The 25416-nt window shown below is 69.3% G+C and carries 22 protein-coding genes; 13 read left to right on the top strand and 9 right to left on the bottom strand.

What is annotated here, in order from left to right:
* The first annotated feature begins 76 nt into the window (after positions 1-76).
* The 3 genes from U5771_RS24625 to U5771_RS24615 all read left to right on the top strand — a co-directional run bounded on the left by U5771_RS24625 (position 77) and on the right by U5771_RS24615 (position 8393).
* Positions 77-5659, top strand: coding sequence for an autotransporter domain-containing protein (locus U5771_RS24625; protein ID WP_322026365.1), 5583 nt, complete (start codon positions 77-79; stop codon positions 5657-5659).
* Positions 5660-5814: 155 nt separating this feature from the next.
* Positions 5815-8040, top strand: a complete 2226-nt coding sequence (locus U5771_RS24620) for an amylo-alpha-1,6-glucosidase (protein WP_322026364.1) — start codon at positions 5815-5817, stop codon at positions 8038-8040.
* Positions 8041-8141: 101 nt separating this feature from the next.
* Positions 8142-8393, top strand: a complete 252-nt coding sequence (locus tag U5771_RS24615) for a hypothetical protein (protein ID WP_059466930.1) — start codon at positions 8142-8144, stop codon at positions 8391-8393.
* A gap of 497 nt (positions 8394-8890) precedes the next feature.
* Here U5771_RS24615 and penR read toward each other — a convergent pair whose 3' ends face one another.
* On the bottom strand, positions 8891-9781 hold the full coding sequence (penR, locus tag U5771_RS24610; RefSeq protein ID WP_322026363.1) for a beta-lactamase transcriptional regulator PenR: 891 nt from the start codon (positions 9779-9781) through the stop codon (positions 8891-8893).
* 116 nt (positions 9782-9897) lie between these two features.
* On the opposite strand from penR, the gene blaPEN-bcc reads away from it, so the two are divergent.
* Entirely contained in the window at positions 9898-10791 is an 894-nt protein-coding gene (gene blaPEN-bcc, locus U5771_RS24605; protein ID WP_322026362.1) for a PEN family class A beta-lactamase, Bcc-type, read from the top strand.
* Positions 10792-10929: 138 nt separating this feature from the next.
* The gene (locus U5771_RS24600) at positions 10930-11322 is read left to right on the top strand and encodes a hypothetical protein (RefSeq protein WP_322026361.1); all 393 of its coding nucleotides are present in this window, start codon (positions 10930-10932) and stop codon (positions 11320-11322) included.
* Here U5771_RS24600 and U5771_RS24595 read toward each other — a convergent pair whose 3' ends face one another.
* From U5771_RS24595 to U5771_RS24575, 5 genes are all read right to left on the bottom strand, one after another.
* Positions 11323-11523, bottom strand: coding sequence for a hypothetical protein (locus U5771_RS24595; protein ID WP_322026360.1), 201 nt, complete (start codon positions 11521-11523; stop codon positions 11323-11325). It lies immediately after the preceding gene.
* A 562-nt stretch (positions 11524-12085) separates the two neighbouring features.
* Positions 12086-12454: an antibiotic biosynthesis monooxygenase family protein gene (locus U5771_RS24590; RefSeq protein ID WP_322026359.1), complete on the bottom strand. Its 369-nt coding sequence runs from the start codon at positions 12452-12454 to the stop codon at positions 12086-12088.
* A 35-nt stretch (positions 12455-12489) separates the two neighbouring features.
* Positions 12490-12936 (bottom strand): MarR family winged helix-turn-helix transcriptional regulator, encoded by a 447-nt coding sequence (locus U5771_RS24585; protein ID WP_322026358.1) that lies wholly within the window; start codon positions 12934-12936, stop codon positions 12490-12492.
* Between the two features lie 291 nt (positions 12937-13227).
* A complete protein-coding gene (locus tag U5771_RS24580) occupies positions 13228-14604 on the bottom strand; it encodes an ATP-binding protein (protein WP_322026357.1) in 1377 nt (458 codons plus the stop codon).
* Positions 14601-15263, bottom strand: coding sequence for a response regulator (locus tag U5771_RS24575; protein WP_124501311.1), 663 nt, complete (start codon positions 15261-15263; stop codon positions 14601-14603). The genes U5771_RS24580 and U5771_RS24575 overlap by 4 nt, the downstream gene beginning before the upstream one ends.
* A gap of 226 nt (positions 15264-15489) precedes the next feature.
* Here U5771_RS24575 and U5771_RS24570 point away from each other — a divergent pair, with 226 nt between their 5' ends.
* The 6 genes from U5771_RS24570 (at position 15490) to U5771_RS24545 (ending at position 20158) form a co-directional block, all read left to right on the top strand.
* Positions 15490-15843: a NirD/YgiW/YdeI family stress tolerance protein gene (locus U5771_RS24570; protein WP_322026356.1), complete on the top strand. Its 354-nt coding sequence runs from the start codon at positions 15490-15492 to the stop codon at positions 15841-15843.
* A gap of 55 nt (positions 15844-15898) precedes the next feature.
* On the top strand, positions 15899-16759 hold the full coding sequence (locus U5771_RS24565; protein ID WP_322026355.1) for a MurR/RpiR family transcriptional regulator: 861 nt from the start codon (positions 15899-15901) through the stop codon (positions 16757-16759).
* A gap of 59 nt (positions 16760-16818) precedes the next feature.
* Positions 16819-17256 (top strand): GNAT family N-acetyltransferase, encoded by a 438-nt coding sequence (locus U5771_RS24560; protein WP_322026354.1) that lies wholly within the window; start codon positions 16819-16821, stop codon positions 17254-17256.
* 126 nt (positions 17257-17382) lie between these two features.
* Complete coding sequence (locus tag U5771_RS24555; protein ID WP_322026353.1) at positions 17383-18243, top strand: isocitrate lyase/phosphoenolpyruvate mutase family protein; 861 nt, start codon at positions 17383-17385, stop codon at positions 18241-18243.
* A gap of 333 nt (positions 18244-18576) precedes the next feature.
* Entirely contained in the window at positions 18577-18843 is a 267-nt protein-coding gene (locus tag U5771_RS24550) for a YodC family protein (protein ID WP_322026352.1), read from the top strand.
* Between the two features lie 148 nt (positions 18844-18991).
* On the top strand, positions 18992-20158 hold the full coding sequence (locus tag U5771_RS24545; RefSeq protein WP_322026351.1) for a cytochrome P450: 1167 nt from the start codon (positions 18992-18994) through the stop codon (positions 20156-20158).
* 18 nt (positions 20159-20176) lie between these two features.
* Here U5771_RS24545 and U5771_RS24540 read toward each other — a convergent pair whose 3' ends face one another.
* Positions 20177-20503 (bottom strand): superinfection immunity protein, encoded by a 327-nt coding sequence (locus U5771_RS24540; protein WP_322026350.1) that lies wholly within the window; start codon positions 20501-20503, stop codon positions 20177-20179.
* A gap of 90 nt (positions 20504-20593) precedes the next feature.
* Positions 20594-21013 (bottom strand): rhodanese-like domain-containing protein, encoded by a 420-nt coding sequence (locus tag U5771_RS24535; RefSeq protein WP_322026349.1) that lies wholly within the window; start codon positions 21011-21013, stop codon positions 20594-20596.
* A gap of 111 nt (positions 21014-21124) precedes the next feature.
* Between U5771_RS24535 and ftrA the strand changes: the two genes are divergently transcribed.
* Both ftrA and U5771_RS24525 read left to right on the top strand, forming a co-directional pair.
* A complete protein-coding gene (gene ftrA / locus U5771_RS24530) occupies positions 21125-22099 on the top strand; it encodes a transcriptional regulator FtrA (protein WP_322026348.1) in 975 nt (324 codons plus the stop codon).
* A 172-nt stretch (positions 22100-22271) separates the two neighbouring features.
* Entirely contained in the window at positions 22272-22997 is a 726-nt protein-coding gene (locus tag U5771_RS24525) for a hypothetical protein (RefSeq protein WP_322026347.1), read from the top strand.
* A 76-nt stretch (positions 22998-23073) separates the two neighbouring features.
* On the opposite strand, the gene U5771_RS24520 is transcribed toward U5771_RS24525, so the two are convergent.
* Complete coding sequence (locus tag U5771_RS24520; RefSeq protein ID WP_322026346.1) at positions 23074-25413, bottom strand: Orn/Lys/Arg decarboxylase N-terminal domain-containing protein; 2340 nt, start codon at positions 25411-25413, stop codon at positions 23074-23076.
* Between the last annotated feature and the right edge of the window lie 3 nt (positions 25414-25416).

Raw genomic sequence — 25416 nt, 5'->3', positions numbered from 1 at the left:
GGAGGGCACGCTTGCGTCCCGGATTTTCCGCCGCCGCCGGATCGATTCGCCGGCCATGCTGATCACGAGGGGAAGCATGAACATTGCGCATTCGAAGAAGAGCGGAGAGCCGTTTCCGAGATTCCTGCTGCCGACGGGCGTCTTCCTGGCATTGTCCGGCGCAGGCATCGTTCCCGCGTACGCGACCTGCAGCACGGCGGGCGCCACGGTGACCTGCTCGGGCGTCGCGAATCCGCTGGCGCCGAGCTATGCAAACAGCGCCAACAACCTGACCGCCATCGTCAATCCCGGCGCGAGCGTCGGCGTGCTGCTGGGCATCGGCGGCAACGCGATGTCGCTGACCGGCAGCGGCGTCACGCTGACCAACAACGGCACGATTGATCCTTCCGCGCTCGGCTCGGGGCTCGGCGTACTGTCGAGCGGCGCGGTGGTCGGCAATGCGGCGGCGAGCACCACGACCGTCACCAACAACGGCACGATGAACGGCTCGACCGGTGTCGCGATCAGCGGCGTGACGGGCATGGCGCTGTCGGTCCAGAACGGCACGGGCGGCGTCTCCAACATCAGCAACACCGGCTCGATCGGCTCCACCGCGCTGGTCGGCGCGACGCTGTTCGGCGCGGACGCGCCCGTGGTCGCCGCGTACGGCGGCGCCCAGGTCAACATGACGAACAGCGGGACGATCACCGGCCGCGTGTCGTTCGGCACGAACGGCACGCCCGGGCTCGGCAACACGTTCGTCAACTCCGGCACGATCAACGGTGGCGTGTCGATGGGGGCGAACAGCACGAACACGTTCACCGCGGTCACCGGCTCGTCGGTCAATACGGCGGGCGGCACGGGCGGCGCGTTCAACATCACGGTCGGCCCGGTCACGCTCGGCGTCGCGGCGACCGGTGTCGTCGACGGCGGCGCGGGCGGCAACAACACGCTGGTGCTGCAGCAGGGCGCCACGGCGAACGGCACGATCGCGGTCAACAACTACATCAACTTCAATCACCTCGACGTCACGAGCGGCAACTGGACGATCAACGGCGCGTCGACCGCGCAGGACGCGACGCTCGCGGGCGGCGTCGCGATCATCAACGACAACGCGTCGCTCGGCACGGGCACCGTCTCGGCCACCGGCGGCGCGCTGCAGGCGGGCACGGCCGGGCTCAATGTCGGCAACAACCTGGATCTCGGCGCGGGCGGGCTGACGGTGCAGGGCGCGACCGGGCTCACGCTGTCCGGAACGGTGACGGGCGGCGGCGCGCTGACGAAGAACGACGGCGGCACGCTGACGCTGTCGGGTGCGAGCACGTACACGGGCGGCACCAACCTCAACGGCGGCGGCCTGGTGGTCGGCAACAACACGGCGCTCGGCGCGGGCGCGCTGAACGTCAACGCGGCGGCGTCGCTCGACACGAGCACGAACGTGACGCTCGGCAACACGATCAATCTCGCGACCGGCACGACGCTGACGATCGGCGGCAGCAACAGCCTCGGGCTGTCCGGCACGATCGCGGGCGCCGGCGGCCTCGTGAAGAACGGCGCGGCGACGACGACGCTGACCGGCGCGAACACCTACACGGGCGACACGACGATCAATGCCGGCACGCTCGCGCTGGGTGCGGGCGGGAGCCTCGCGGCGACCGGCACGGTGAACCTGACCGGCGCGGGCGCGACGTTCGACCTGAGCGGCGCGTCGGGCGCGCAGACGATCGGCGCGCTGGCGGGGGCGGCCGGCACGAACGTGACCCTCGGCAGCAATTCGCTCACGCTCGGCGGCACCATCAATGCGACCTACGCAGGCACGATCGGCGGCGCGGGCAGCGTGACGGTGTCCGGCACCGGGACGCAATCGCTGACCGGCACCAACGTCTACACCGGCGGCACGAACCTGAACGGCGGCAACCTCGTCGTCGGCAGCGCCACGGCGCTGGGCTCCGGCGCGGTGAACGTCAACGGCTCGTCGACGCTCGATGCGACGGTCGGCGTGTCGCTCGCGAACGGCATCAACGTTGCCACCGGCACGACGCTGACGCTGGGCGGCAGCACGGCTCTCGGGCTCGGCGGCACGATCTCCGGCGGCGGCGGGCTGGTGAAGAACGGCGCGGCGGCGCTGACGCTGAGCGGCGCGAACAATTTCACGGGCGGCACGACGCTGAACGCCGGCACCCTCGTGCTCGGCAACGCCGCGGCGCTCGGCACCGGCACGCTGACCGTCGGCGGCGCGGCGACGCTCGATGCGAACACGAACCTGTCGGTCGGCAACGCGATCGATCTCGGCGCGAGCACGGCGCTCACGCTCGGCGGCAGCAACGCGCTCGGGCTGGGCGGCGCGATTTCCGGCGCCGGCGCGCTCGTGAAGAACGGCGCGGCGACCGTGACGCTGACGGGCGCGAACACGTACACGGGCGGCACGACGATCAATGCCGGCACGCTGGCGATCGGCGCGGGCGGCAGCCTGGCGGCGACCGGCGCGATGAATCTCGCGAGTGCCGGCGCGACGCTCGACCTGGGCAGTGCGACGGGCGCGCAGTCGATCGGCGCGCTGAACGGCGTGGCCGGCACGAACGTGAATCTCGGCGCCAACGCGCTGACGCTGGGCGGCACGGCCAGCGGCACGTTCGGCGGCGCGATCGGCGGCACCGGCAGCCTGACGCTGGCGGGCACCGGCACGCAGACGCTGAACGGCGCGAGCACCTATTCGGGCGGCACGAACCTCAATAGCGGCGGGCTGGTGCTCGGCAACGCCGCGGCACTGGGCACCGGCGCGCTGAACGTCGGCGGCGCGGCGACGCTCGATACGAACACGAACCTGTCGGTGACGAATGCAATCGGTCTCGGTGCGGGCACGGCGCTGACGCTCGGCGGCAGCAACGCACTCGGGCTGGGCGGCGTGATTTCCGGCACGGGTGCGCTCGTGAAGAACGGCGCGGCGACCGTGACGCTGACGGGCGCGAACACATACACCGGCGGCACGACGATCAATGCCGGCACATTGGCGATCGGCGCGGGCGGCAACCTGGCGGCGACCGGCGCGATGAATCTCGCGAGTGCCGGCGCGACGCTCGACCTGAGCGGCGGGTCGGGTGCGCAAACGCTCGGTGCGCTGTCGGGCGTGGCCGGCAGCAACGTGAGCCTCGGCGCGAACGCGCTGACGCTGGGCGGGACGGCCAACGGCACGTTCAGCGGCGCGATCGGCGGCACCGGCAGCCTGACGCTGGCGGGCACCGGCACGCAGACGCTGAACGGCGCGAGCACCTATTCGGGTGGCACGAACCTCAATAGCGGCGGACTGGTGCTCGGCAACGCCGCGGCACTGGGCACCGGCGCGCTGAACGTCGGCGGCGCGGCGATGCTCGATACGAGCACGAACCTGTCGGTGACGAATGCAATCGGTCTCGGCGCGGGCTCGACGCTCACGCTCGGCGGCAGCAATGCGCTCGGGTTGAGCGGCGCGATTTCCGGTGCCGGCGCGCTCGTGAAGGACGGCGCGGCGACCACGACGCTGACGGGCACGAACACATACACCGGCGGCACGACGATCAACGCCGGCGCGCTGGCGCTCGGCGCGGGCGGCAGCCTCGCATCGACCGGCACGGTGAACCTCGCCGGCACCGGGGCGACGCTCGACCTGAGCGGCGCGTCGGGTGCGCAAGCGCTCGGTGCGCTGTCGGGCGTGGCCGGCAGCAACGTGAGCCTCGGCGCCAACGCGCTGACGCTGGGCGGAACCGCCAGCGGCGCGTTCGGCGGCGTCATCGGCGGCACCGGCGGCCTGACGGTCGCGGGCACCGGCATTCAGACGCTGACGGGGGCGAACACGTACACGGGCGGCACGACGATCGCAGCGGGCGGCACGCTGCAGCTCGGCAACGGCGGCACGTCGGGCAGCGTGGTCGGCAACGTCGTCGACAACGGCGCACTGATCTTCAACCAGTCCGCGAACGTGACGCTCGCGAGCGTGCTGTCCGGCACCGGTTCGCTGACCCAGGCCGGCAGCGGACAACTCACGCTGACCGGCACCAACACGCTGAGCGGCCCGACCACCGTCGCCGCGGGCACGCTCGCCGTCGACGGCTCGCTCGGCCAGTCGACCGTGACCGTCCAGAACGGCGCGACGCTGACGGGCACCGGCACGGTCGGCGGCCTCGTCGTGCAGGGCGGCGCGTTCGCGGCCGCGTCGCAGCCGGGCGCGGCGCTGAACGTGACCGGCGACGTCACGTTCCAGCCGGGCTCGACGCTGCAGGTCGCGGTGACGCCGCAGCAGAACGGCAGCGTCGCGGCGGGCGGCACGGCCACGCTGAACGGCGGCACCGTGCAGGTGCTCGCGAACCAGGCCAGCTACCAGCCGACCACGAAGTACACGATCCTCAGCGCATCGTCGGGCGTGCAGGGCACCTTCAGCCAGGTGAATTCGAACTACGCGTTCCTGATGCCGACGCTCAGCTACGATCCGAACCACGTGTACCTGCAGCTCGTCGCGAACGGCACGGCGCTCCCCGATGTCGCGGCGACGCCGAACCAGCGCGCGGTCGCGACCGCGATCGGCGCGCTCGGCGCGGGCAACCCGCTGTACGACACGGTGCTGACGACCGATGCGGCCACCGCGCGCCAGGCCTACCGGATGCTCGACGGCGAACTGCAGGCGAGCCTGAAGAGCATGCTGCTGATCGACAGCCGCTACGTGCGCGATGCCGTGACCGATCGCGTGCGCCAGGGCCTCGCGCCCGGATCGGGGCCGCTCGCGGCGCTGTCGTCGGGCGGTGCCGCGCTGTGCGGCGACAACACGGCCGGCGCGAGCGGCCAGACCGGTTCGCGTGAGGGCTGCCATGGCGGCACGCCGTATCAGCCGGTGGTCTGGGGGCAGGCGTTCGGCGGCCGCAGCCGGCTCGCGGGCGACGGCAACGCGTCGACGATCAACCGCAGCATGACGGGCTTCATCGCCGGTGCCGACATGGCGCTCAACGACCAGTGGCGCGCCGGCCTTGCCGCGGGCGTCACGCACAGCTCGCTCGACAACGACCAGAGCGCGTCGGCGTCGGTCAACAGCTACTACCTGTCGCTGTACGGCGGCGCGCAGTACGGTGCGCTCGGCGTGCGCGGCGGCGCGTCGTACACGTGGTACCGGATCAACAGCGATCGCAATCCGGGCTTCGCGGGTTTCTCCGATCACGATTCGGCCGGCTACAACGCGCATTCCGAGCAGGTGTTCGGCGAAGTCGGCTATGCGCTGCCGGTCGGGCCGGTCGCGCTCGAACCGTTCGCGGGCCTTGCCTACGTGAACCTGCATACCGACGGCTATACGGAAACCGGCGGCGCGGCCGCGCTGCAGGCCGGCGGCCAGACGACCCACGTCGGCTTCTCGACGCTCGGCCTGCGCGCGGCCTCGCAACTCGGCACGATCGCGAGCGGCACCTTCACCGCGCGCGGGACGGTCGGCTGGCGGCATGCGTTCGGCAACGTGCGGCCGTCGTCGGCGTTCACGTTCGCGAACGGCGGCACGTCGTTCCAGGTGTCGGGCGTGCCGATTGCTCGCGACAGCGCGGTGCTCGAAGCGGGTATCGATGCGGCCATCACGAAGCGCCTGACGCTCGGTCTCACGTTCAGCGGCCAGTACGGCAGCGGCGTGCGCGACAACGCGGTGCTCGGCAACATCCTGTGGAAGTTCTGACCGGCGCCCGCCCCGCGTGAGCCCGCGCGTGCGGCGCGATGCGACGATCGATCCGTCGCATCGCTCCGCATCGCTGCGCTCGCCCCTCGTTCTGGCCTATCCTGTGCGAAACACGCGACGCGCACCGCGCGTTGCGCCTCGACACAGGAGCATCGATGCCGAATCACGCCGAAGCCACCACGACGCAGGCGCCGCAAGCCGCGCCGGTTCCCCCGACCCGGGCGTCGGGCCCCGCGTTCATCGCGCCCGAAGCCGATCCGCAGGCGCTCGCGCGCAACAACCAGTACGTATTGAAATCCGGCGACGCGTTCGTCGTCAGCGACGCGCTCGGCGACGTCGGCGGCCGTGACGACGGCCTGTTCGTCGACGACATGCGCGTGCTGTCGACCTGGCGCCTGACCTTCGGCGGCCGCGCGCCGTCGCTGCTGTCGGGCGCGACGAGCGCGGACAACGCGTCGTTCACCGCGCACCTGACGAACCGCCCGCTGCCGCCGCTCGGCGGCCACGAGACGCCCGAGGGCGTGATTCACATCGAACGGATGCGCGTGCTCGCGGGCGACGTGCTGTACGAAGCGCTGACGCTGACGAACTACGGCGCGAGCGAGGCCGAGGTGCCGCTGTCGCTGTCGTTCGCGGCGGATTTCAAGGACATGTTCGAAGTGCGCGGCACGCAGCGCCCGAAGCGCGGCACGGTGGTTGCGCCGCGCGTCGACGCCGGGGCGGTGCGGCTGCGCTATGACGGCCTCGACAAGGTCGAGCGCAACGTGACCGTGCATTTCTCGCCGGCGCCCGACGCGCTGTCGGTCGATCGTGCCGATTACACGCTGACGATCGCCGCGCAGGCGTGCGTGTCGATCTACCTGACCGTCGACGCGCGGCTCGGCCCGGCGCATGGCGGTGAGGGCCCGGGGTGCGGGCGCGTCGCGCTGCGCACCGCGCTCGTCGGCGTGCATCGCGAGATGCGTTCGCGACGCGAGTCGATGGCGCGTGTGAACACCGGCAATCCGCTGTTCGACGCATGGCTCGACCGGTCGCTCGCGGATCTCGGGCTGCTCACGACGCAGCTCGACACCGGGCCGTATCCGTATGCGGGCATTCCGTGGTTCTCGACGCCGTTCGGCCGCGACGCGGTGATCACGTCGCTGCAGATGCTGTGGCTGCAGCCGTCGCTCGCGCGCGGCGTGCTGCGCTTTCTCGCGGAGCACCAGGCGCGCGAGACGTCGGCGTTCCGCGATGCGGAGCCCGGCAAGATCATGCACGAGTTCCGCCGCAGCGAGATGGCCGCGACGGGCGAGGTGCCGTTCGCGCTGTATTACGGCGGCGTCGACACGACTCCGCTGTTCATCGTGCTCGCGGGCGCGTACGTCGAACACACCGGCGACGACGCGTTGATCGACGAGCTGTGGCCCGCGCTCGAGCGCGCCGCGCAGTGGGTGATCGACAAGTGCGATCGCAATCCGTACGGGCTGCTCGATTACCAGCGCACGTCGGAGCGCGGTCTCGCGAACCAGGGCTGGAAGGACAGCCACGATTCGGTGTTCCACGCGGACGGGCGTTTCCCCGACGGGCCGATTGCGCTCGTCGAAGTGCAGGCGTATGCGTGCGCGGCGCTCGATGCGATGTCGATGTGCTCGCACCGGCGCGGCCACGCGGCCGATGCGACGCGCTATGCATTGCGCGCGAAGACGCTGCGCGACCAGGTCGAAGCGCTGTTCTGGATGCCGGAAGGCCAGTTCTACGGAATCGCGCTCGACGGTCACGGCGACCTGTGCCGCGTGCTGGCATCGAACGCGGGCCATCTGCTCGCGTTCGGCCTGCCCGACGCCGAGCGCGGCGCTGCGGTCGCCGACGTGCTCGGCTCGACGCTGTTCCAGACGGGCTGGGGTGTCCGCACGCTCGCGGCCGGCCAGCCGCGCTTCAACCCGATGGCCTATCACAACGGTTCGGTGTGGCCGCACGACAATGCGCTGATCGCCCGCGGGCTCGCGCGCTACGGCGACAAGACGGCCGCGGTGAACCTGCTGCGCGCGCTGTTCGAAGCCGCGGTCAGCTTCGAGATGCGGCTGCCGGAGCTGTTCTGCGGGTTCCCGCGCCGGCGCGGCGAACCGCCGACCGCCTATCCCGTCGCGTGCCTGCCGCAGGCATGGGCGGCCGGTGCGCCGTTCATGATGCTGCAGGCGTGTCTTGGCGTGAGTGTCGATGCGGCGCGCCACGAGGTGCGGGTCGAGCGACCGGCGTTGCCCGAAGGCGTCGACTGGCTGCGCATCGACGATCTGCGCGTCGGCGACGAAACGGTATCGCTGACGTTCCGGCGCGTCGACGGCCAGGTGGTCGCGTCGGCGGCGCAGCCGGGGCGGGTGAAGGTGGTCGCGGTACTGTAGTGCATGCAAGCTGCACGGACGTTGCGCGATGTCGCGCCACGTCGGCGCGCAGCGGCATAGAATCGTGACATGACCCTTGAACGATGGCGGAGGCACCTACGATGACGACCGACAATCGGCCCGACGACGGCGAGCAGAAGCTCGAGAATCTGGAAGCGGCGGTCGACCACCTGCACAAGTCGATCGAGTCGCAGAGCATCGCGGCTGGCGCGGCGAAGGGCATTCTGTTCAGCCTGATCGAAACGCTCGGCGCGCTGATCGGCGATCCCGACCTGCCCGAACATGCGCGCTCCGGGTACGAGGCGCTGCGCGACAAGGCGAGCGAATTGCGCGGCGGGCTCGACCGGCATTGATGAACCGGTGGCGCCGGCGTCGGCCGCACGGCCCGCGCCGGCGCTGCCCAATCCTGCGCGGCGCGCACAAAACCCCGTGCGCTCAATGAGTTAGCGGGCCGGTGCGCAGGATATCCACAAGCTTGCCAACATAATCTGTGGAGAACCGGCCGGCCCCCGAACCGGCCGTGTCGAGCATGCCGTGAGGCTGCCAACGATGCCGCGTCATTGACCTGTCTGGCCCGATCTACTGAATCCCCTTTTGTATCAGGATGTTACGCGTCACATTGGTGGAATATCCACAGGCTTGCCAACATATTCTGTGGATAAGTCTGACGTGATTGCTTCCTGATGGTTGACGATCCGGCGCGTGGCGGCCGGTGCGTCGAAGCCTTTGCACACGGGCTGCCCGCTACGTGTGTCGGCGCGGTAATTCGTGCGCGATCAACGGGTTAGGCCCCGGGTACCCAGGATATCCACATCCTTGCCAACACAATCTGTGGACAAGCAGGGCGCCATCATTCGACCGGCGCCGCGTCGGCCGCCTCCGCAACGATCCAGTCGCGAAACAGCGTCATCGCCGGCGTGAGCGGCTTCGACTTCAGCGACGTGAGCCAGTAGCCGCCCGCGCGGACGTCGATGTCGAGCGGTCGCGCGAGCTGGCCGAGCTGCAGTTCGCGCGCGAACATGCAGGCCGGCGCGAGCGCGATGCCGGCGCCCTGCATCGCGGCCTCGACCATCAGCCGCGACGAATCGAACACGGGCCCGTTTACCGCCCACGGTTCGAGTTGCGCGGCGTCGAACCAGCCGAGCCATTCGTCGGTGCGGTACGAGCGCAGCAGCGTTTCGTTCGCGAGATCGGCCGGCCGTGCGAGGCGCCGCGCGATCTCCGGCGCGCACAGCGCGGTGAGCGGGGCGTCGAGCAGCCGCTCGTTGCGCGTCGCCGGCCAGTTGCCTTCCCCGAAGCGGATCGCGAAATCGAGGCCCTCGGCCGCGAGATCGACGACGTTGTTGTTGGTCCGCAGCCGCAGCTCGACGAACGGGTGCGTGTCGCCGAAGCGCTTCAGTCGTGGCATTAGCCAGCCTAGGGCAAAGGTGCCGACCGCGCCGAGCGTCAGCACCTCGCGGAAGCGCCCGCCCTCGAACTGCTTGAGCACGGTTTCGATCCGGCTGAATGCGTCGCTGAGCACCGGCAGCAGCGCGCGTCCTTCGTCGGTGAGCCCGAGGCCGCGCGGCAGCCGGGTGAACAGCGCGCAGCCGAGCCGTTCCTCGAGCGAGCGCACCTGCTGGCTCACGGCCGCCTGGGTCACGCTCAGCTCGAGGCCGGCGCGCGTGAAGTTCAGGTGGCGCGCCGACGATTCGAACGCGCGCAATGCATTCAGCGGAAGATGAGGGCGGAGCTTGGTCATAAGAATTTCTTGTGTCAGCGCTCAATTATCGTTGCTTGTCAGGCAACCGTAAAGTCACGATAGTGCTGTCTCGCCGGCCGGCCGTTCCGCATCCATTCCACCACGAGAGACCCGACATGACCTACTCATCGCAACGTCGAACCCTGTTGCTGGCCGCCGCGACGGCGCCGCTCGTCCTGACCGTCACCGCGTGCGCGTCGCCGCCGGCCGCGGGGCAGGACGTGTCGTCCGCGACGTCGTTTGCCGCGCTCGAGCGCGCGGCGGGCGGCCGTCTCGGCGTGTGCGCGATCGACGCCGCGAGCGGCCGGCGCGCGCAGCATCGCGCGGACGAGCGCTTCCCGTTCTGCAGCACGTTCAAGGCGATGCTGAGTGCGGCGGTGCTCGCGCAGAGCATCGAGCGTCCGGGGCTGCTGCAGCAGCGCGTGACGTATGGGCAGTCGGATCTCGTGAACTACTCGCCGGTGTCGGCCAAGCATGTCGGCACCGGGATGACCGTGGCCGAGCTGTGCGAGGCGGCGATCCAGTACAGCGACAACTCGGCCGCGAACCTGGCGATGAAGCTGATCGGCGGGCCGGCGGCGGTGACCGCGTATGCGCGGTCGATCGGCGACGACACGTTCCGGCTCGATCGCTGGGAGACCGAACTGAACACCGCGCTGCCGGGCGACCTGCGCGACACGACGACGCCGGCCGCGATGGCCGCGAGCATGCACGTGCTCACGCTCGGCGACGCGCTGCCGCCCGTGCAGCGTGCGCAGCTCATCGCGTGGCTGCGCGGCAACAAGGTCGGCGACCAGCGGATTCGCGCGGGCGTGCCGGCCGGGTGGCAGGTGGCCGACAAGACCGGCACCGGCGACTACGGGACGACGAACGACGCGGGCGTGATCTGGCCGCCGTCGCGCGCGCCGATCGTGCTGGTCGTCTACTACACGCAGGCGCGTGCCGATGCGAAGGCGAAGGACGACGTGATCGCGGCCGCCGCGCGCATCGCGGTCGCGACGTTCGCGTGAGCGGGCGGCGCGGCCTGCGTTGATCGATGGACGGATGAAGCGATGTGTCGATCGATGCAGGCCGTGCCGCAGTCGTGACCGGCATGTCGAAACGTTGTGCGATCAACGACTTAGGTCACGCATGCTCAGGATATCCACATGCTTGCCAACAAAAATTGTGGACAAGCCCGCGAGCGGTCGCGTTCATCGCGAAGCGAGCGCGGCGCCGGCGTGCCGCAGGCCTGCGTGCACGGTTCGAAGCGGCGCGGACAAAGTCTTTCGGATCAAGCGCTTGTGCGTGGTATGCGCAGGCTATCCACACGCTTGCCAACACAATCTGTGGACAAGCGGCGCGGCGCGCGCGACATGCGGTTCGTCGTGTCGATGACGAAGCGCGAACGGCATTTTGCCGGTCGCCGGTCGTGCGCCGCCTGCCGCGTGCCGCATTCGAAGCAGCGCGGACAAAGTCTTTCGGATCAAGCGCTTGATCGCGGTATGCGCAGGCTATCCACATGCTTGCCAACACAATCTGTGGACAAGCCTGCTCGATGATCAGCCGCGCCGATCGTCGACCGCGGGCCAGCGCGCGAACGCGAACACCCAAAGCATGATGAAGTTCAGGACCGGGACGAACATCGTCAGGATCCACCAGCCCGAATGTCCGGTACGCCTGACGATGCGGACATACGGATAGACGACGATCGCGACGAGCACGAGCGAGACGATCAACTGCCCTGCGGTGAAGTGTTCCATGGTCTTCCTCGGAATGGATGTGTCGTTGTCCGATGCGGGCGGAACGGCCGGCCCGTGGTGCCGCTGCGCGCATCCTCGTCATGCGCGGCCGCGCGCGGCTCGTGTGATCGTGACGCGCTGCGTGTGCGGGCGTCAAGGTGCGGGCAGGGTGTGGCTGTCGCGCCGGATCGTCCGCCTGCGCGCGAGGGCGCACCGCGTGCTGCCGCAACGGTGACGTGGCGCATGAATCACTGGCCGATCAACGGGTTAGCGTTGCGGTGCGCAGGATATCCACAAGCTTGCCAACAAAATCTGTGGGCAAGTGGTGCGACGATCGCGTTGCACACCACCGGGGCATCGACGTGGCATCGTGATGCGAAGTGCGGCGAACCGGCGCGTGCGACGGCGCGGCGCGCGCCGCGTCTGCATCACGCGTGCCAAAGTCCGTCGGATCAAGGGCTTAGCGTTGCGGTGCGCAGGATATCCACAAGCTTGCCAACATTTTCTGTGGAGAACTCCGCGTGGCGATCGCGCGGCGCGGCACATCGTGCAAACCGTGCGTCGCGCCGGTACGTGCGTCGGCTCACGCGGTACACACGCCCGCCACGGCGACTTTCTGGAACAAGTGCGGGCTCGCGACGGCGGACGACGGATAGGCCGACAGTTTCGCGACGAACGCCGGATGTGTGAAGGCCGCACGAAACGCGTCGGTCGATTCCCAGATCGCATAGTTGAAGTAAGTCGGGCTGGCGCCGAGCGCGCGATGAAGCTGCGTCGAAATGAATCCCGGCTGCCGCTTCATGAACTCGGCGTCGTCCTGCCACACGGCCAGGAAATCCGCTTCGTCCGCCGGATCCAGCGTGAAGACGTTGACGAGGACGACGGGTTGCGCGTCGATGCCGAGCTGTTGCTGGATCGGAAAGGCCGGGTCCATCGGTTTGAAATGAGGCATGGGGTACTCCTGTCGGTCATGGGTTGATGGTGCGATCACGCGTGCCCGTTCGGCGCATGCGCGCCGGACATCGTCGACAGCACGCGAAGCGCCGCATCCAGATCGGCCGAACTGAATTGGCCGGCGATGTCGCGGACATGCTGCTGCCATTGCTCGACCACCGCCTCGTATGCGGCAACCCCGCGCGGGGTCAGCGCGTACAACGGCGAGCGCTTGTGCGTCGGGTTCGGCAGCGGCTGCACCAGTCCTTCTTCCACGAGCACGTTGATCTGTTTCAGGACGGCCTGCCGTGTGATGCCCATGGCGTCGGCGATCTGCGGGATGTTCGGGGCTTCCGGCGCCATCGAGATGGCGCCCAGCACTTGCCAGCGCGCGCTGGTCAGGCCGTGCGGCGCGGCGAAGGTATTGCCCCATTCGATCAGCAGGCCGTTCAGCCGGAACACGGACAGCGCGACGGCGGTCAACTTGGCGGGTTTCGTCATGGTCGAGAATGGTCGAGATACGCTAGGAATTGACAACTACTTTGCGTAATGGACAACCAGTTGTCAAGTTGGATCGCATCTCGCCGAGGCCGGCGGGTCGCGCCGGCTCGCGACGGGGGAAGGATCGGTACGCGATATCGCGTCGAGCGGTGCGCGTGTCCGGCGCGGGCTGGCGCATTCGCTGCGCACGACGGCCAAACCCTTTCGGATCAATGGCTTGCTGCCGTTAGCGGCCGGTTGTCCACAAGCTTGCCAACACAATCTGTGGAAAAGCCGCTCATCGGGGGCGCATCAGGCCGGCACGGGAAAGCGCACCGTCACGGTCAGCCCGCGCCCGCCTTGCGTCGTGCCGAGCGCGACGGTTGCGCGGTGCTGTTCGGCGATCCGTTTGACGATCGACAGCCCGAGCCCGCTGCCCGACGACGTGACCGCCTGCGCGCCTTCGCCGCGATAGAAGCGTTCCCATACGTCCGTGCGCTCGGCTTCCGGAATGCCGGGGCCGTCGTCGGCGACTTCGAGCACGGGCGTCGCGCCGTCGAGGCGCGCGGACACGTCGACGCGCGCGCCGTCGCCCGCGTAGCGGATCGCGTTGTCGACGAGGTTGTTCAGCAGCACGCGCAGCGTGTCCATGTTGCCGGCGGCCATCACCGGCGACGACACGATCGCGCCGAGGTCGATGCGGTGCGCATCCGCGACGCGCGTGCGGTCGGCGACCACCGAGCGGCACAGCACGGCGAGATCGACGGGCGCGGCGGCCGACGCGGACGCCTGCGCATCGGGTTCGAGGCGCGCGAGCGTCAGCAGCTGTTCGGCGAGGTGGCCGAGGCGGGTCGTACCCGCATGGATCTGCGCGAGGATCTGCTCGCGTTCGTCGGCCGTCGACGCGCGCCGCAGCAATTGCGACTGGATCGACAGCCCCATGATCGGCGTGCGCAACTCGTGCGCGGCATCGGCGATGAAGTGCCGCTGCAGCGTGAACGAACGGTCGAGCCGCGCGAGCAGGTCGTTGATCGCTTCGGCGAGCGGGCGGACCTCGTTCGGCATCGACGCGACGTCGACCGGCTCGAGATTGTTCGCATTCCTGCGCTTCAGGCCGGATGCGATCGTGCGCAGCGGCCGCAGCCCCGCGCCGATCCCGAACCACAGGCCGATCGCGAGCACCGGCAGCATCGAGAACACCGGCCACAGCAGGTGCACCGCGATGCCCGCGATCGCTTCCCAGCGCGCATGGCGCGCCTGCGCGAGCCGGATCGTCGTGCCGCCGCGTTCGGTCACGTAGGTGCGCCACGGCTGGCCGCCGACGTCGACGCTCGCGATGCCGGTCCGGGTCGGCGGCGGCAGCGGCGATTCGCGATCGGTGGAATACACCAGCGTGCCGTTGCGCCAGACCTGCAGCAGCACGGCGTCGGGATCGCTGGCCTCGAAGCCGTGCTTGCCGTCGTCGTGGTTGCGGAACGACAGCTCGCCGTTCGGGCCGACGGCGATCTGCTTCGACATGCTGCGCATCTGGTCGTCGAGAAGATCGTCGAGCTCGCGCAGCGCGCCCCAGTAGGTGCCCGCGCTCGCGACCAGCCCGATCACGCACGCGGCGGGCAGCAGCCACATCAGCAGGCGCCGCCGCAGCGACGCGCTGCGCCAGCGCGCGATCGCGTGTTGCAGGCGGGTCATGCGCCGTCACCGATCCGATAGCCGACGCCGCGCACCGTGCGGATCATGTCGTGACCGAGCTTCTTGCGCAGGTTGTGGATGTGCACCTGCACCGCGTTGCTCTCGATTTCCTCGCCCCAGCTGTACAGCCGTTCCTCGAACTGTTCGCGCGAGATCACCGCGCCGGGGTCGCGCATCAGTTCGTGCAGCAGCACGAACTCCTTCGGCGACAGCGTGACTTCGTCGTCGTTGAGCCAGACCAGGTGCTTGACCGGATCGAGCCGCAGCGGGCCGATCGCGAGCGTGGTTTGCGCGCGCCCCGCGTGGCGGCGGTTGACCGCGCGAATGCGGGCGAGCAGTTCCTCGAGCACGAACGGCTTGACGAGGTAGTCGTCGGCGCCGCTGTCGAGGCCGGCGATGCGGTCCGGCACGCCGTCGCGCGCGGTGATGATGATCGCGGGCAGGGTTTCGTCGCGGCGGCGCAGCGACGCGAGCACCGACAGGCCGTCGCGGTTCGGCAGCCCGAGATCGAGCAGCAGCAGGCCGTAGCCGGTCGAGCGCAGCGCGAGCGCCGCGGCGTCGCCGTCCTTTACCCAGTCGACCGCGAAGCCTTCCTGTTTGAGGCCCTGTTCGAGCCCGCTGCCGATCAGCGGATCGTCCTCGACGAGCAGTACGCGCATGGATTCGTGTCTGTTGGCGGACGCGAGCGCCCGGGGGTTCCCATGATAAGCGCAGGTGTCTTAGGCCGAGCTTAAAGACCGGCGGCTGGCCGCGCTTTCGTACTTGTCCAATGCGGCGTCGTGTCGCTTTGGCGCGCCTTCAGGTTTGCTTAATCTTACGGTCCGTAATCTGGGGCCGTCGCGTTCAACGAGGCGCGGCACCCCATCGAAGAAGAGGAACGCAATCATGAAACACCTGGCCAGAATCCTGACGGTCGCGCTCGCGCTGCTGCCTGCCGCCGTCTACGCGCAATACACGGGGCCGTCCGCGCTCACGACGTCCACCGTGAAGGAGCTCCTCGCGAACGGCAAGGACGACCAGCACGTGCAGTTGCAGGGGCGCATCGTCAAGCACGTCGGCGGCGAGGATTACGAGTTCGCCGATGCGACGGGCACGATCCGCGTCGAGATCGACCACAAGCTGTGGGCGGCCGGCCAGCCCGTCAGCGACAAGAACGAAGTGAAGGTGACCGGCGAGTTCGAGCGCAAATGGTCGGGCCGCGTGAAGGTCGACGCCGATCACGTCGAAGTGCTGCGCTGACCGGTGCGGACGGGGCCGGTGATACCATGGACGACCGGTTCCCGTTCTCACCAAGATGGCTGCCAATTTCGATGAACTCGCGTCCCGGATCCGGGCGCAATTTTCCGAACTGAGCCCGCAATTCCAGGCGGGCGCTGCATTTCTGCTCGATCATCCCGACGAGGTGGCCACCTCGTCGATGCGCAAGGTCGCGCAGCGCGCGCAGGTTCAACCCGCGTCGCTCGTGCGGCTCGCGCAGCAATTCGGTTTTCCCGGCTGGAACGAGCTGCGCGACCTGTGCGTCGCGCGCGTGCGCACGCGCCCCGAGCCGCTCACGCAGCGTGCGCGTTCGCTCGTGCGGCCCGACGCGAAGGCGTCGCTCGCGCACGACCTGCTTGCCGCACAGCAGCACAATCTCGCCGCCACCGCCGCACAGAACGAGCACGCGCTCGCGGACGCCGCGAAGCTGATCCGCAAGGCATCGCACGTGCATGTCGCGGGGTTCCGGTCGTGCTATCCGGTCGCGTTCGGGTTCGTGTACGGCTACCGGCTGTTCCGGCCGACCGTGTCGTTACTCAACGGTGTCGCCGGCTCGCTCGAGATGGAGTTGCGCACGATCGCGAAGCAGAGCGTGACCGTGGTCGTCAGTTTCGCGCCGTATTCCGCGGAAGCGAAGCGCGTCGCGCAGGCCGCGAAGGCGCAGGGTAGCAGGATCGTCGCGATCACCGACAGCGCGGTGTCGCCGATTGCGCTGCATGCGGACGCGCAGCTGATCTTCACGCACGACAGCCCGTCGTTCTTTCCGTCGCTGGTCGCCGCGCATGCGATGGCCGAGGCGCTGGTCGCGCAGTTGCTGGCGCTCGAAGGCAGCGATGCGATCGCGGCGCTCGAGCGCGCGGAAGCGGAACTGCATGCGAAGGGCGCGTATGTCATGTAGCCGCACGCGCGGTTTCGACTGGCTTCCGTTCCCGTTTTCTCCTTGATCCGACGTAACCGATGACGTTCACCTACGACGTGACCGACGCCGGCGACGCGAACGTCCGCAAGCAGATCGCGGCGCCGCTCGTCCGGTTCAACGAAAGCCAGGCCGGCCCGACCGACTTCCGGCCGCTGGCCGTGCGCGTGACCGACGCCGACGGCGCGGTCGTGGGCGGCCTGTGGGGCAGCACGGCGTTCGGCTGGCTGCATGTCGACCTGCTCGTCGTGCCCGAGGCGGCGCGCGGCCAGGGGGCCGGCTCGCGCATCATGGATCTCGCCGAGGCGGAAGCCGTCGCGCGCGGTTGTCACAGCGCGTGGCTCGACACGTTCGACTTTCAGGCGCGGCCGTTCTACGAGAAGCGCGGGTACGTCCGTTTCGGCGAACTGCCGGATTATCCGGCCGGGCATACGCGCATTTTCCTGACGAAGCAGCTCGGTTCCCGAGCGGCGGCATGACCGGCCGCACCGCGCGCCGAGCGCGCGGGGCCCGGGCATCGATCCACATCGACATTTCGTTGCGCCCTGAACCGTCGCGGTACCGCGCGCGCGTATGCTGACGTCTCCCGTTCCGAGGAGACACCGATGTCCGATTCCAACGTGCAGTTCCGCCAAGCCGAAGCCTTCCGCGCGCTGCATACGCGCCCCGGCGCCTTCATCATCCCGAACCCGTGGGATGCCGGTTCCGCCCGGCTGCTCGCGATGGCCGGCTTCGACGCGCTCGCCACCACGAGCGCCGGGTTCGCCTTTTCGAGAGGGCGGCCCGACAACGCGATCGGCCGTGACGACATGCTCGGCCACATCGCCGAGCTCGTCGCGGCGGGCGGCCTGCCGGTCAGCGCCGATCTCGAGAACGGCTTCGGCGACGCACCCGACACGGTCGCCGAGACGATTCGCCTGGCGGCCGGCGCCGGCGCGGTGGGCGGCTCGATCGAGGATGCGACCGGCCGCGCCGATGCGCCGATCTATCCGCACGACGCGGCGGTCGAGCGCATCGCGGCGGCGGTCGACGCGGCGCGCGCGCTGCCGTTTCCGTTCACGCTGACCGCGCGCTGCGAAAACTACCTGCACGGCCGATTCGACCTCGCCGACACGATCGCGCGGCTGGTCGCGTATCGCGACGCGGGCGCCGACGTGCTGTACGCACCCGGCGTGACCGATCCCGACGACATCGCCGCGCTCACGCGCGCGGTCGGCGCGCCGGTCAACGTCGTGATGGGGCTGCAGGGCGGGTTGCTGAGCCTCGAGGCGCTCGCGGCGCTCGGCGTGAAGCGCGTCAGCGTCGGCGGCGCGCTCGCGCGGGCCGCATTCGGCGCGTTCCTGCGCGCCGCGACGGAAATGGCGCGCGACGGCACGTTCACGTTCACGCAGGCGGCGGTGCCGGGGCGCGACCTCAACCGCTGGTTTTCGGCGCCGGACAATTCGCGCGTCCAGTTTGAACAATGAGCGCCGGTAAAACGTGGGAACGTTTCCAGCCGAAAACCGGTTGACAGTAATCAATCGAAACCGCCGCGGATTTAATGTTCGATGACGGCGCGAAAACCATCGTTTATTCTCCGCATTCCGGCTGGTCGACCGGAACCGGCTCGCAAGCCGCGCCGGTTCTGGCGGAAGCCGCCCGCCACGCGAACCGGTGTCGCGTAGTGTCGCGATTTTACGACCGATGTTTTCGGGTATTCCGGAGTTGCCGGTTATTTATCGGATTGGTAATCTGCGGCATATCCGAATGACCGGCCAGCGGGCTGCCGGAAAATGAATATATAAAAAATCGAGAGAGCGATGACAATCCGAGAAAATCACCGCCTTGGCGTTCGCGTCGGCGATGTCGTGACGCTGAAAACCGGCGGGCCGCGCATGACCGTCACCTACGCCGGGCCGGTCGTGTTCGACGATGCCGACTGGCTGATCTGCCAGTGGTTCGACGACAGCGGCCATTTCCGGCAGGAAATGTTTCATCACGAAACGGTGGTGCCCGAGCCGCGCGCGATTTCCGCCGGGCGCGTCCGCGTGCGCATGCAGGGGCACCGCTACCGGTCGGCAGCCTGACACCACGTCCGTCACGGCGGCGCGGCACCGCTGGCCGCCCGGGTGTTGCTGCGCTGCAGCAGCCCGCAATGCCGGCACCGCCACAAAATCCGCGACATTTCACGTCAACCCGAAACATGCGGCGGCCCGGCGCGCCGATACTGCACGCATGAACCCGACCCATCCGATTGCCGCGGTCACGCACCGCGATCCCTATCCGTACTACGCCACGCTCGTCGACGGGCCGCCGCTCGCGTTCGACGCCTCGCTCGGCCTGTGGGTCGCGAGCCGGGCGGCGAGCGTGACGGCCGTGCTCGGCCACCCGGCGTGCCGCGTCAGGCCGCTCGATGCGCCGGTGCCGCCCGCGTTGCGCGGGTCGACGGCGGGCGCGCTGTTCGGCGAACTGGTGCGCATGAACGACGGCGCATTGCGGCACGACGTGCCGAAGCAGGCGCTGCGCGCGGCGTTCGCGCCGATCGACGCGGACGCGTTGCGCGAGCGGGCCGCCCGACTCGCCGGCAGCCGGCTGCGCGCGCCATACGACGCCGATGCACTGAACGCGTGGTGCCTGACGGTGCCCGTTTGCGCGGTCGCCGAGCTGCTCGGTTTCGAAAACGCGCAACTCGACGATATCGCCGCGCTGGTCGTCGACTTCGTCGCCGCGCTGTCGCCGCTGTCGGACGACGCGGCGCTGGCCCGCGCGAGCGAAGCCGCGCGGCAACTGCTCGACCGGATGACGGAACGCGTCGCGCGCACACGGGCGCAGGACGGCTCACTGGTCGCGGCGATTCAGCAGGCGGCCGGCGCCGCGGGCTGGCAGGCGAGCGGTGCGCTGGTCGCGAATCTCGTCGGGTTGCTGTCGCAGACGTGTGAGGCGACGGCCGCGTGGCTCGGCAACGTGCTGGTTGCATGGAACGGCACGGGCGGCGAACGCGCGATGCCGGATACCGCCGCCCTCGATGCATTCGTGGCCGAGGTCGGCCGATTCGATTCGCCGGTGCAGAACACGCGCCGCTTCGTCGCGTCGCGCACGACGATCGAAGGCGTGACCGTCGATGCCGGGGCGGCCATCCTGGTCGTGCTCGCGGCGGCGAACCGCGATCCGGCCGTGCATCGCGAGCCGCACCGATTGCTGCCGGGCCGCGCGCCGGGGCCGAACTTCGGGTTCGGCACGGGGCCGCACGGTTGCCCGGGCGAGCGGATCGCGCGGGCGGTGACGGCGGGGGCGTTCGGGGCGTGGTTGCGCGCGGGCGGTGACGCGCCGCGCGACGGGCTGGTGTGGGACTACCGGGCCTCGGCCAACGTCAGGATGCCGAAGTTCGGCGCGGCGAGGTAAGCGGAGCAGCGGGACTGCCTAGCGGCAACCTTGCTTCTCGGCCCATTGCTCCTGGGCGGCGACGCGGCGCTGCACGCGTTCGACGAGACCGGTCGAGAAGGTCCGCATGCTGACACCGCGACGCTTCGCGAGGATGGTTTGCGCGACGTCGGCGCGCGGGTTCGGCTGGCATGCCCAGTACAGCGTCATCAGCCAGCCGATGCCTGTCCACGCGAACAGGGCGTTGAACATCGCGATCGTCAGCTTGTCGTGCCGGCCGCGCCGGTCGGCGATGATGGCCGGAAGAAAATAGAGCGCGATCGCTGCGACCGAACCGGCCATCTGAATCAGGACTGCGTGTTGCATGTTGCTGCTCCATCCGAACTGCAATGAGGCCGATTGTCGCGCTTTTTCCGTTCGTGTGCCGGCAATTGATTGTTGCGCTTTTAATGACGATCAGCGCGTCGCGACGTCCTCCGGCTGCACTTCGTTGCGCAGCGCGAAACCTTCGTCGAGCCAGCCGGTGACGCCGCCGATCATCAGCTTCACCGGGCGGCCGAGGCGCGCGAGCCGGATCGCCGCGCGCGCGGCGCCGTTGCAATGCGGGCCCGCGCAATAGACGACGAACAGCGTGTCGGCCGGATGGTCGGCGAGCTTGCCGGCGACGATCTTGCGGTGCGGCAGGTTGCGCGCGCCGGGCACGTGGCCGGCGGCAAATTGCTCGGGGCTCCGGACGTCGAGCAGCACGAAATCGGGCGCGCCGGATGCAAGCGCGTCGTGCACGTCCCAGCAATCGGTCTCGAAACGCAGCGATGCTTCGAAGTGCGCGAGCGCGGTGGCGCTGTCGGCGGCGGGGATGTCGGTGACGTATGACATGAAAGGCGCTCCTGAAGGACGGCGCGGCATGCGCCGGAATGAAGGGCAGTATCGCGGTTCGGCGGCCGTCGCGGCAGTGGCGCGATCGACAAGTTCCGGTAACATCGCGCCATGCACAATCATCTCGTCGTCGCGCTCGCCTACGATCGCCTCTGCACCTTCGAATTCGGCTGCGTGGTCGAACTGTTCGCGCTCGAACGCCCGGAACTCGGCGTCGACTGGTATCGCTTCGCGGTCTGCGCGAGCGAGCCGGGGCCCGTGCGTGCGGCGGGCGGCATCACGGTCGCCGCGCCGTACCGGCTCGCGATGGTCGATCGCGCGGACACCATCGTGATTCCCGGCTGGCGCGATCCGGACGAGTTGCCGCCGGAACCGTTGCTGAAGAAGCTGCGCGCCGCGCATCGCCGCGGCGCGCGGCTCTGTTCGATCTGCTCGGGCGTGTTCGTGCTCGCGGCGGCCGGCGTGCTCGACGGGCTCACGGTGACGACGCACTGGCGCTACGCCGAGCGCCTGCAGGCGCGCTATCCGGCGCTGCGCGTGAATCCCGACGCGCTGTACGTCGACGAAGGGCAGATCGTCACGTCGGCCGGCTCGGCGGCGGGGCTCGACATGCTGCTGCATCTCGTGCGCCGCGATCACGGCGGCGCGATCGCGAACCGCGTCGCGCAGCGCCTCGTACTGCCGCCGCATCGCGACGGCGGCCAGGCGCAGTTCGTGCCGCGCCCGGTCGCACCGGGCGGCAGCGACCGGCTCGCGAAGCTGATCGACTGGATGCGCGCGCATGCGGCCGAGCCGCACACGCTCGCGTCGCTGGCTGCGCAGGCCGCGATGAGCACGCGCACGCTGCAGCGGCAGTTCGCGGATGCGACGGGGATGTCGCCGCTCGCGTGGCTGATCCGCGAGCGCGTGAACGTCGCGAAAGACATGCTCGAAACGCATCCCGCACTGTCGCTCGCGCAGATTGCCGCGCGCGCGGGGTTCGGTTCCGAGGAATCGTTGCGCCGGCATTTCCGGCGCGTCGCGGCGACGAGCCCCGCCGCGTACCGGCGCGGAATGGATCGCGGCGTCCGGCCGCCGGACGCGTGAGCGGCGCGTCTTCTCCTGCGGCAGCGTCGCCGGGCTGTCGTTCGCTTCTGGCCGGCTTCAAGCGCGCGTAAGATGGCGGTCGCCGTGCGGCGATCCTGGTCACGCATGCCGCGCCTTCCGCGCGGCAGCCAGACGCCGCCATTCCTCCATCAAAACCACAAGGACGATCGGCATGGGCGTCTTCGGCAAGCTGTTCGGCAAGAAACCGCGCGACGAAGCGGCATCGCCCGCACCTTCCGCGCACGACGCACCCGGCGCATCCGAAGGCACGGACGCGCAGAGCGGCCCCGACATCGCGCCGGAACTCGCGCCCGCGCTGCAGGCATTCCAGGCCGGCCGGCACGAGGCCGCGATCGCGGCCGCCGCGCCGCATGCGGAGCGGCTGGCCGATGCGGCGCGCCTGTGCGCGCTGTCGTACTCGGCGATGAAGCGTTACCGGGAAGCGTTTCCGTACTGGCTCGCGCTGTTCGACCACGAGCCGAGCGCGCACAACGCGGTGCAGCTCGCGACGACGTCGGCGATGTGCGACGAAGTGGCGCGCGGCGAAGCGTGGATGCAGAAGGCCGCCGAGGTCAATCACGACACGCACGAGCAGTCCGATGTCGCCGCGCGCGTGAACTTCATTTCCGCGTTGATGCAAAGCGGCCACCTGCGCGAGGCGCTGCCGCATCTCGCGTGGGTGCGCGACGTATACGGCCACGTGCGGATCACCGATTCGACCTTCCTCTACATGCGCGGCATTCCGTTCTTTTCGTCGTTCCTCGAGAACAGTCTCGAGATCCTGAAGGCCACGCAGCCGGCCGGCGCGATCGCACCGTGGTACGGCGAACTGAAGGGCAAGCTTGACGAAGAAGGCGAAGCGCAGCTCGCCGCGTGGGTCGATCGGTTGCCGGCCTGACCGGCGGGTCGTCGCGGGTCGTCGCGCATGGCGACGCCGGCCGCGTCTTGCCGGCGCGGCGTCGCCACGCGCATGCTCAGCGCGTGTTGGTATTGCGCGCGGTTTTCTTGATGCACGCGATCCGGTACACGCCGTCTTCCACTTCGACGCCATGCGTGTCGTGCGTGAAGCCGGGGAAGCGCAGGTCGTACTGCTCGAGCGCCTTCAGGTAGCCGAGCAGCGGGCCGTCGGCCGGCCCCGCGTTCTCGCCGGGCATCAGCAGCGGAATGCCGGGCGGATAGGGCACCACGCCCGTCGCGACGGTGCGGCCTTCCATCTCCGACAGTTCCAGCATCTCGATGTCGTTGTGCACGAGATGTTCGAACGCCTCGGCCGGGCTGAAGTCGGGCTGCGGCAGCGTCGAGAAGCCGCGCGACATCATCTCGGTCGTCTTCAGGTCGCTCATCGCGCTGAACATCAGGTCGCACAGGTCGCGCAGGCCGAGCTTGCCGTAACGGTCCGGATAGCGCGCGACGAGCTCCGGCAGCGCCTGTTCGAGCGGCACGTTCGCGTCGTAGTCGCGCTTGAAGTCGAGCAGCGTGTTGACGAGCGTGCCCCACTTGCCCTTCGTCACGCCGAGCGAGAACAGGAACAGGATCGTGAAGTCGGTCGTCTTCTCGACGACGATCCCGTGCCGGTCCAGGTACGCGGTGACGACCGACGCCGGGATGCCGACCGGCATCAGCCCGCCGTGCGGCGCGACGCCCGGCGTGACGATCGACACCTTGATCGGATCGAGCATGCAGTAGTCGTCCTCGATCTCGCCGAAGCCGTGCCACGTCTCGCCCGGATGCAGCACCCAGCATGACGGCTCGGTGGCGAGCAGCGTTTCGTCCGCTTCATGGAAGGGCACGCGCCGGCCCGTCTTGCGATCGACCACGGTGTCCGGCTGCCAGCCGTTGAAGAACCAGTCGTTGTTCTCCTCGCATTCCGCATGCAGCCGCGCGAGCATCCGGCGGAACGACACGGCCTCGCGGATCGCGTCGGTGGTCAGCGCCTCGCCGCCGGGGCCGTCCATCATCGCGGCGCTCACGTCGTTCGACGCGATGATCGCGTAGTTCGGCGACGTCGACGCATGCATCATGTACGCCTCGTTGAAGCGCGCATGCTCGATCGGGTTGCGGCCGTCGCGGACATGGATGAACGACGCCTGCGACAGCGCGGCGAGCAGCTTGTGTGTCGACTGCGTCGCGAACACGGTCGGCTTGCTCGCGTCGTGCTGCGACGGATCGCCGTGCATCGCATGACGGTCGCGGTAGATCGGGTTGAAGCGCGCGTAGCCGTACCATGCTTCGTCGAAATGCAATCGGTCGACGCTCTGGCCGAGCAGTTCCTCGACGCGCGCGACGTTGTAGCAGAGGCCGTCGTACGTCGAGTTCGTGATCAGCGCATGCACCGGCGTCGGATCGATGCCGTCGCGGCCGCGCACCAGCGGGTTCGCGTCGATCGCGAGGCGCACGGCGGCCGCGGTGAGCCGTTCCGGCATGATCGGCCCGATGATCCCGTAATGGTTGCGCGACGGGATCAGGTAGGTCGGAATCGCGCCGGACATCGTCATCGCGTGCTCGGCCGACTTGTGGCAGTTGCGGTCGCACAGCGCGACCTGGTTGCGCGTGACGCTCGCCATCAGGATCACGCGGTTCGACATCGACGAGCCGTTCGTCACGTGATACGTGCGGTGCGCGCCGAACACGCGCGCCGCGTAGCGTTCGCTTTCGCCGATCGGGCCCGAGTGGTCGAGCAGCGAGCCGAGTTCGCCGACCGAGATCGACAGGTCCGAGCGGAACAGCGCTTCGCCGAAGAATTCGAAGTACGCACGGCCGACCGGCGATTTCAGGAACGCGGTGCCGCCGGTGTGGCCCGGCGTGTGCCACGAGTATTCGTACACGCGCGAGAATTGCGCCAGCGCGCGGAACATCGGCGGCAGCACGGTCTCGCGGTAGCGTTCGATCGCGGCGACGATCCGCCCGCCGATGAACGCGGTGGTGTCCTCCAGCATCCAGATGAAGTCGTCGGCCTTGCGCATCGCGTCGACGGGAATCGCGGCCGCGCTCGCGCGGCTCGCGAGCAGGAACACCGGCACCGTCGCATTGCGCGCGCGCATCGCGTCGAGCACGGCCTGCGCGGGCACGTGACCGGGATCGTTGCCGAGCTCCCAGTTGAGCAGCAGGCACTGGATCGCGGGATCGGCGTCGACCACCGCGCGCGCGTCGTCGGCGGAGGTCGCGATCACGACGTCGACGAGCCGCGTGCGCAATTCTTCGACGAGCGCGGTGGCCGCGCGTCCGGTGGCCGTGCGTTCGTCGATGTCGTGCTGCACGAGCAGCGCCTTCATGCCGAGGCGGCGGAACGCCGGTTGGGTCAAGGAAGCGGTCATGGG

Source organism: Burkholderia sp. BCC1977 (assembly GCF_905339595.1).
Lineage (GTDB): Bacteria > Pseudomonadota > Gammaproteobacteria > Burkholderiales > Burkholderiaceae > Burkholderia.
Note: the sequence above shows the minus strand (reverse complement) of the source record. Positions and strands in the feature narration are given on the sequence as shown.